This is a genomic window from Nonomuraea terrae, from assembly GCF_004348995.1.
Classification (GTDB): Bacteria; Actinomycetota; Actinomycetes; order Streptosporangiales; family Streptosporangiaceae; genus Nonomuraea; species Nonomuraea terrae.
The window spans coordinates 1-8448 of record NZ_SMKQ01000287.1; the positions used below are offsets into that span (position 1 = coordinate 1).

The 8448-nt window shown below is 71.4% G+C and carries 7 protein-coding genes and 1 pseudogene; all 8 read right to left on the reverse strand.

From position 1 onward, the window contains the following. Nucleotides 1-980 (reverse strand): cell division protein FtsZ (ftsZ, locus tag E1286_RS43660; RefSeq protein WP_132622751.1); only part of this gene is annotated, 980 nt, incomplete at its 3' end. 336 nt (nt 981-1316) lie between these two features. Next, nucleotides 1317-1982 carry a cell division protein FtsQ/DivIB gene (locus E1286_RS43665; protein ID WP_132622753.1) on the reverse strand — a complete coding sequence of 222 codons (666 nt, stop codon included), beginning with the start codon at nt 1980-1982 and terminating at the stop codon, nt 1317-1319. Between the two features lie 93 nt (nt 1983-2075). Continuing rightward, entirely contained in the window at nt 2076-3473 is a 1398-nt protein-coding gene (murC, locus tag E1286_RS43670) for a UDP-N-acetylmuramate--L-alanine ligase (protein WP_132622755.1), read from the reverse strand. Then, nucleotides 3470-4546, reverse strand: coding sequence for an undecaprenyldiphospho-muramoylpentapeptide beta-N-acetylglucosaminyltransferase (murG, locus tag E1286_RS43675; RefSeq protein ID WP_132622757.1), 1077 nt, complete (start codon nt 4544-4546; stop codon nt 3470-3472). Before murG ends, murC begins: the two co-directional genes overlap by 4 nt. Before the next feature lie 12 nt (nt 4547-4558). Continuing rightward, nucleotides 4559-5848, reverse strand: coding sequence for a putative lipid II flippase FtsW (gene ftsW, locus E1286_RS43680; RefSeq protein WP_187368313.1), 1290 nt, complete (start codon nt 5846-5848; stop codon nt 4559-4561). Further along, a complete protein-coding gene (gene murD / locus E1286_RS43685; RefSeq protein WP_246075664.1) occupies nt 5832-7208 on the reverse strand; it encodes a UDP-N-acetylmuramoyl-L-alanine--D-glutamate ligase in 1377 nt (458 codons plus the stop codon). The genes ftsW and murD overlap by 17 nt, the downstream gene beginning before the upstream one ends. Continuing rightward, nucleotides 7205-8272, reverse strand: coding sequence for a phospho-N-acetylmuramoyl-pentapeptide-transferase (gene mraY, locus E1286_RS43690; protein WP_132622761.1), 1068 nt, complete (start codon nt 8270-8272; stop codon nt 7205-7207). Before mraY ends, murD begins: the two co-directional genes overlap by 4 nt. After that, nucleotides 8269-8448: pseudogene (locus E1286_RS43695) on the reverse strand (UDP-N-acetylmuramoyl-tripeptide--D-alanyl-D-alanine ligase); the annotation flags it as partial. The pseudogene E1286_RS43695 and the gene mraY, both read right to left, overlap by 4 nt.

An 8448-nucleotide genomic window follows, 5' to 3' on the forward strand; every position in this document is an offset into this window, starting at 1 on the left:
GCCGGGCGGGGCACCTGCTTCTCCGTCGGGCCCGGCACGTCGTCGAAGCCAGCCGCGATCACGGTCACCCGCACCTCGTCGCCGAGGGCGTCGTCGATGACCGTACCGAAGATGATGTTGGCGTCGGGCGCCGCGGCCATCGACACGAGCTGGGCCGCCTCGTTGATCTCGAACAGGCCCAGGTCGGAGCCGCCCGCGATCGACAGCAGCACGCCGTGGGCGCCGTCGATGCTGGCCTCCAGCAGCGGGCTGGAGACCGCCATCTCGGCTGCCGCCACCGAGCGGTCGTCGCCGCGCGCGTGGCCGATGCCCATGAGCGCCGAGCCCGCTCCCGACATGACCGACTTGACGTCGGCGAAGTCGAGGTTGATCAGACCGGGCGTGGTGATCAGATCGGTGATGCCCTGGACACCCGACAGCAGCACCTGGTCGGCCGCCTTGAAGGCGTCGAGCACGCTCACCTGCCGGTCGGAGATCGACAGCAGCCGGTCGTTGGGAATCACGATCAGCGTGTCGACCTCGTCGCGCAGCGTCTCGATGCCCGCCTCGGCCTGCATGGCGCGGCGCCGGCCCTCGAAGCTGAAGGGCCGCGTCACGACGCCGATGGTCAGCGCGCCGAGCGACCGGGCGATGTTGGCCACGACGGGCGCGCCGCCCGTGCCGGTGCCGCCGCCCTCGCCGGCCGTGACGAAGACCATGTCGGCCCCCTTGAGGACCTCCTCGATCTCCTCGCGGTGGTCTTCGGCGGCCTTGCGGCCCACGTCGGGGTTGGCGCCCGCGCCCAGACCGCGCGTGAGCTCACGGCCCACGTCGAGTTTCACATCGGCGTCACTCATCAGCAGCGCCTGGGCGTCGGTGTTTATCGCGATGAACTCGACGCCCTTGAGTCCCTCTTCGATCATCCGGTTGACGGCGTTCACTCCGCCGCCGCCGATGCCGACGACCTTGATGACCGCGAGGTAGTTCTGCGGTGCTGCCACGACGAGGGGCCTTTCCGCTCGTTGACTTGCCATTTCGGTGCGGATTGTCTCCGCTTTTTCTCTGTTCGGGTATCTCTCAACCTCAGGTTGAGATTTAGATTTATGTCAACCTGAGGATTGATACGGACAGTAGGAGTTACGCTCCGGGCGGGTCAACTAACCGCGCCGCAAGCACGTCCGGCGTGTCGCGGGCTGTCCGATTCGCTCCGCGCGCACGCCAGGTCGCGGCCCTCCACTGCCGAAAGTCCGGCTTACAGGCTCTCACGCCGCGCGCCGCGTCTCGCACAGGCTCGGCGATGCCGTTGCCCCCGGGTTGCCAGACCCTGACGATCACGATCACTTCAGCGTCACCACGTCGGGAGAGCTGACGTCGTACTGGGAGGCCTTCTCGCGTTTGAGCAGGGAGGTCAGGATGCGGCCCTTCTCCTGCGGGCGGTCGGTGCCGCCCCAGATCACGGTGCGGCCGTCGGACAGCTCCAGGGTGACGCCCTCGGCCGTGCCGGCGCGTACCTGCCTGACCTTGCCCGCCACCTCGTCGGGGACCGCGTCGATGACCTGCAGCGCCGCCATCATGGCGGGGTCGCCCTCGGCCGGGCGGTCGACCTTGAGCACCGGCAGCAGCGGCGGCAGGGCGGTCTCGATCTCGATCACCACGCCGTGCTTGTCGATGATCGCGTACTTGTCGCCCGCCTGGATCATCGCCACCGGCTCCCGCTCGACCACCTCGATGCGCAGCGTGCCGGGCCAGATCCGGTCCACCTTGGCGCCGGCGAGCTGCCTGATGCCGAGGACGCGGCCCTGGACCTCGGCGAGGTTGACGGTGGCGAGGGGATGCAGATCCGGCACACCGGCCTGCTGTTCGATGCGCTCCTCCGGTACTGTGAGATTTCCCACGATCTCGATCGAGCGCACCCCCAGCACCGGTGAGAGGAACACCAGCCACGCGGCCGTGCCGACCACCCCCGCGGTCAGCAGCACCAGGAACGCCTTGCGCGCCTTCATCGCCCTCCCCGCATGATCGTCACTGCATGATCGGCACAGAACCTACGCCGACGCGCGGCGTGAGCGCGCCCGCCACGCCCGAAGCGGGGCCTGTCAGGAGAGGCGGGCGACGATCTGCGGGCCCAGCTCGGTGACGTCGCCCGCGCCCATCGTGAGCACGATGTCGCCCGGCCGCGCCCGCGCGGCCACCAGCGCCGGCACCGCGGACCGGTCAGGCGCGTACGCCACCTGCTCGGGCGGCAGCGGCACCCGCCCGGCCACCATGGCACCGGAGACGCCCGGCTCGGGGTCCTCGCGGGCGCCGTAGACGTCGAGCACGATGGCCTCGTCGGCGAGCCCGAGCGCCTGGCCGAACTCCTCGGCGAAGAAGCGCGTGCGCGAGTAGAGGTGCGGCTGGAAGACGGCGATGACCCGGCCGGTGCCGGAGTAGGAGGCCACCACGTCGCGGGCGGCCCGCAGGTCGGCGGTCAGCTCGGTCGGGTGGTGGGCGTAGCTGTCGAAGACGGCGATGCCGCCGGCCTCGCCCTTGGCCTCGAAGCGGCGCTTGGCCCCGGTGAAGGCGCCCAGGCCGTCTCTGATCTCCTCGAACGGCAGCCCCAGCTCGTCGGCCACGGCGATGGCCGCGGCGGCGTTGAGCGCGTTGTGCGCCCCGGGAACGGCCAGGCGCACCTCACCCTTGCCCTCGATGCCGAACACCGTGCCGAACCCGTCGGGGCGGACGTCGCAGACGCGGTAGTGCTCGCCCTGCGTGCCGTACGTCTTGACGCGCTGCCCGCGCTCGGCGGCGCGCCGCGCCAGCTCGGCCGCGCCCGGGTCGTCGGCGCACACGACGAGCAGCGAGCCGACCCGGTCGGCGAACCTGGCGAAGCTGTCGTGCACCGCCCGCGAGTCGCCGTAGTTGTCGAGGTGGTCGGCCTCGACGTTGGTGACCACGGCGATGTCGGGGGCCAGCATGAGGAACGAGCCGTCGCTCTCGTCGGCCTCGGCCACGAACACCCGGCCCTGCCCGTCGTCGGCGCCGAGCCCGGTCGTGACGAGCTGGCCGCCCACGCAGTAGGACGGGTCGGCGCCGCACTTCTGCAGCGCCACGGTGAGCATCGAGGTGGTGGTGGTCTTGCCGTGCGTGCCGGCGATGGCCACCGCGGTGCGCCCGGCCATGACGGAGGCCAGCGCGGCGGCCCGAGGGATGATCCGCAGCCCCTGCTTGAGCGCCTCGCCGAGCTCGGGGTTGGAGTCGCGGATGGCGGTGGAGACGATCACCGTGTCGACGTCTCTGATGTGGGAGGCCGCGTGCCCGATGTGGACGGTGGCGCCCAGCTCGCGCAGCTCGGTGATCAGCTCGGAGCTGCGCGCGTCGCTGCCCGACACTCGTATGCCGCGCTTGAGAAGGATGCGGGCGATGCCCGACATGCCGGCGCCGCCTATGCCGATGAAGTGCACCCGTCCCAGATCTGCTTCGGCGACGGGATCGACCAGCTTGACGAGACTCATCGGGCTATCTCCAACACTTTCCGGGCAAGCGTGATATCGGCGTCCTTGCGCCCCAGCCGGGCGGCCGCCTCCGACATGACGGCGACCCGCTCGGGGTCGCGGAGGATGGGCAGGACGTTCTGGATGATCCAATCAGGTGACAGGTCGGCGTCGTCGACCATCAGGCCGCCGCCTCCCTGCACGATGCGCTCGGCGTTGATCCGCTGCTCGCCGCTGCCGTGCGGCAGCGGCGCGTACGCGGCCGGCAGCCCGACCGCGGTCAGCTCCGCGCAGGTCAGCGCCCCGCTGCGGCACAGCGCCAGGTCGGCGGCGGCGTAGGCGAGGTCCATGCGGTCGACGTAGGGCAGCAGGACGTACTGCGGGTCGCCGGGCGGGGGCTCCTGCTCGACCGTGTTCTTCGGGCCGAGCACGTGGAGCACCTGCATGCCGGCCGCGCGCAGCGCCGGCGCGGCGGCCAGCGCGGCCTGGTTGATCGACCGGGCGCCCTGGGAGCCGCCGAAGACCAGCAGCGTCGGCCGGTCGTTCTCCAGCCCGAACCACGAGCGCGCCTTGTCTCCCGTGGACAGCCGGTCCAGCGTGACGATCTCGCGGCGCAGCGGCGTGCCGATGTAGTGGGCCTTGGGCAGCGCGGCGTCGGGGTAGCCGGTGAACACGTGCTCGGTCAGCCGCGCGCCCAGCCGGTTGGCCAGCCCCGGGCGGGGGTTGGCCTCGTGGACGACGATCGGCAGGCCGCGCCGCCGGGCCGCCAGGTACGCGGGGGTCGCGACGTAGCCGCCGAAGCCCACCAGGATGTCGGCCTTGACCCGGTCGAGGATCGCCGACACGGCGTTGATCGCCCCGGCCAGCCTGCCGGGCACGGTCAGCAGACTGGGGGTGATCGCCCGCGGCAACGGCACGGCCGGCACCAGCTCCAGCTCGTATCCCCTGGCGGGCACCAGCCGTGTCTCCAGGCCGCGATCGGTGCCGACGCACGTGATGCCGATGCTCGGGTCAAGGTGACGCAGCGCGTCAGCAAGGGCCAGCGCGGGCTCGATGTGCCCGGCTGTCCCCCCACCGGCGAGGACCACCCTCATCTCGGTCACTCCCTAACGTCTCATCCGGCCTCTGGTCATACCCCCCAGGCCCAGCCAGCTTAGGGCCCGGGAGACCGGCCCGGGGCCACGAGCCGCCAGCGCCTCCCGCGCACCCGGTTCCCGCTTGGCGAACGACAGCAGCATGCCGAGCGCCGCCAGCGTGGGGAGCAGTGCGGATCCACCGTACGAGACCAGCGGCAGGGGGATGCCGGTGATCGGCAGGACGCTGAGCACGGCGCCCATGTTGACGGTGGCCTGGCCGACGATCCAGGCGACCATGGCGGCCGCCGCCAGGCGGATGAAGGGGTCGTTGACGCGCACGGCGACGCGCAGGCCGGCGTAGCCGAGCAGGCCGAACAGCGCCACCACCATGAGCGTGCCCATCAGGCCGAGCTCCTCGCCGAGGATGGCGAAGATGAAGTCGCTCTCGCCGTGGGGCAGCCAGCTCCACTTCTGCCGGCTGCTGCCCAGCCCGAGCCCGAACCAGCCGCCCGAGCCCATGGCGATCTGTCCCTGAACGGCCTGGTATCCGGCGCCCTGAGCGTCGGCCCATGGGTCGAGGAAGGCGCCGATGCGCGCCATCCGGTACGGCTCCACCTTGATCATGATGACCGCGGCCAGCACCGCCAGCGCCAGGATGCCGCCGAACAGCTTGATCGGCGCGCCCACCACCCACAGCAGCGCCAGGAAGATCATGAAGAGCACGAGCGTGGTGCCGAGGTCGCGGCCGAGCATGACCATGACGGACAGGAGCGCGGTGCCGGGCATGAGCGGGATCAGCATCTGCCGCCACTCGATCCGGCCGTGCCGGGCGCGCCTGGCCAGCAGGTCGGCTCCCCACAGCAGGAGCCCGAGCTTGGCCGGCTCGGACGGCTGGATGGTGAAGTCACCGATGTAGATCCACCGCTGCGCGCCCAGTTCCGACGAGCCGATGAACAGCACCATGATCAGCGCGATGATCGACAGCGCCATCAGCGGATAGCCGGCCCAGCGGAAGAACTTGACCGGCAGGCGCGAGCAGACGTACATCACCGGCACGCCGAGCGCGGCCGACAACGACTGCTTGATGAACCACGAGAACGGGCTGCCGGTCTTCTGCAGCGCCTCGATGCTGGAGGCCGACAGCACCATCATCAGCCCGAGCGCGAGCAGCAGCGCGCTGCACATGATGATCAGATAGTAGGTGGTCAGCGGCTTGCCGAGCAGGTCCTTGACCACCGCGAGCTGTTCGCGGGCCCACGTGCCCGGCCCCTCTTGCAGCGGCGCGGCGGGGCGCGCGCGTTCCTCAGCGCTCGTGCTCACGCCGTGCCCTCAGCTCGCGTACGGCACGCGCGAAGGCCTCCCCCCGCGCCGGATAGTTGGCGAACATGTCGAGGGAGGCCCCCGCCGGGGAGAGCAGCACGGTGTCCCCTGGTGAGGCCAGCCGGGCGGCTTCGGTGACGACTCGTTCCATCGCACCAGTCTCCCGATCCGGAATGTCCACGACGGGGACATTCGGCGCGTGTCGCGCGATGGCTTCGGCGATCCGCGCACGGTCGGTGCCCAGCAGCACCGCGCCGCGCAACCTCGGGGCGGCCTCGCGGACGAGGTCGTCCACGTCGGCGCCCTTGAGCAGGCCGCCCGCCACCCACACCACCGACGGGTACGACGCCAGCGCCGCGGCGGCGGCGTGCGGGTTGGTGGCCTTGGAGTCGTCGATGTAGTCGACCTCGCCGATCCGGTCCACGTGGGCCAGCCGGTGCGGGTCGGGCACGAAGTCGCGCAGCCCCTGCCGCACGGCCTCCGACGGCACCCCGAGCGAGCGGGCCAGCGCGGCGGCGGCCAGCGCGTTGGCCACGTTGTGCGGCGCGAACGGGCGTACGTCGTCGAGCGTGGCGAGCTCCTCGGCCGCCTCGACGGGGTCGGCCACGAACGCCCGGTCGACCAGCAGGTCCTCCACCACGCCGATCTGGCCGCTCCTCGGCACCCGCAGCGTGAAGCCGACGGCTCGCGGGTACGGCGCCGCCAGCCGGGTCGCCTCGGGGTCGTCGGCGTTGTAGATCACGGTGCCGGCGCGCTCGAAGATGCGGCCCTTGGCGGCGGCGTACTCCTCCATGGAGCCGTGCCAGTCGAGGTGGTCGGGCGCGACGTTGAGCACGGCCGCGGCGTGCGGGGCGAGCGTGCTGGACCAGTGCAGCTGGAAGCTGGACAGCTCGACGGCCAGCGCGTCGTACGGCTCCGCGACGGCCTGCACCACCGGCACGCCCACGTTGCCCACGGCGACCGCCTTGCGCCCGGCGGCCAGCAGGATCGAGGTGAGCATGCGCACGGCGGTGGTCTTGCCGTTGGTGCCGGTCAGCGCCAGCCACGGGGCGGCCTGCTCGGGACGCAGCCGCCAGGCCAGCTCCACCTCTCCCACGACCTCGACCCCGGCCCGCAGCGCCGCTGCGATCAGCGGGTGGTGCGGCGCCCAGCCGGTGGTGACGACCCGTGTCGCCCCGTCGGGCAGCACCGGCTCGCCGAACCGGGTCTCGGCGCCCACCCGCGCCAGCTCGGCCGCGGCGGCGAGCTGGCGCTCGCCCTCCGTGGACTCCACGACCACGACGCGCTCGCCGCGCTCGGCCAGCAACCTGGCCACGGCGGTGCCGGACACGCCGAGCCCGGCGACACAGGTGAGACTCATGCCCCAGGCATCCATTCGACGTAGAACAGACCGAGCCCGAGCGCCGAGCAGAGCATCGCGATCAGCCAGAAGCGGACCACGATCGTGGTCTCCGCCCAGCCCTTGAGCTCGAAGTGGTGCTGCAGCGGCGCCATTCTGAACACCCGTTTCCCGGTCAGCTTGAAGGATCCGACCTGGATGATGACCGACAGCGTGATGATCACACACAGGCCGGCCAGGATGATCAGCAGGAGCTGGGTGCGGGTGGCGATGGCCAGACCGGCCAGCACGCCGCCGAGGGCCAGCGAGCCGGTGTCGCCCATGAAGATGCGCGCGGGCGGGGCGTTCCACCACAGGAACCCGATCAGCGCTCCCAGCACCGAGGCGGCGACCACGGCGAGGTCGAGCGGATCTCGTACCCAGTAGCAGTTGGGGCCCAGCTGGTCGATGCAGTTGTTGCGCAGCTGCCAGTTGCCGATCAGGATGTACGCGGCCAGCACGGTGCCGGTCGCGCCGCTGGCCAGCCCGTCGAGGCCGTCGGTGAGGTTCACCGCGTTGGAGAACCCGACGATCATGATCAGCACCCAGATGGTGAACCCGACGATGCCGATCGACGGGCCGATGTCGCGCAGGAACGACAGGCGGGTCTCGGCGGGGGTGATCCCGTACACGTTGGGCTCGCGGACCACCATGAAGGCGAAGACCGCGCCGACGACGAGCTGGCCGAGGGCCTTCGCGCCGCTGCGCAGGCCCAGGCTGCGCTGCTTGTAGATCTTGATGAAGTCGTCGAGGAATCCGACCGCGCCGAGCCCCGTCATGAGGAACAGCACGAGCAGGCCCGACACGGTCGGCGGCTCCAGCGTGGCCAGGTGCGAGCCCCCGTAGGCGAGCAGGGCGGCCAGCACGATGACCGTGCCGCCCATCGTGGGGGTGCCGCGCTTGCCCTGGTGGCCGGAGGTCGAGGCCGCGAGTTCCTCGCGGATCTCCTGGCCGTAGCCGCGCCGCGAGAACAGCCGGATCGCCAGCGGGGTGCCCAGCATGGAGAGGATCAGGCCCACCGCGCCGGCGATGATGATGTTGGTCACTGGGCGGCACCCCCGAGCAGCAGCTCGGCCGTCCGCTCCAGGCCCATGGCCCTCGGTCCCTTGATCAGCACCGCGTCACCGGGGCGCAGCCAGCCGGCCAGCTCGACCGCGGCCGCCTCGGCGTCGGGCACGTGCACGATCCGCGCCCCCTGCCCGAGATGCGCTCCCCCGCCTGT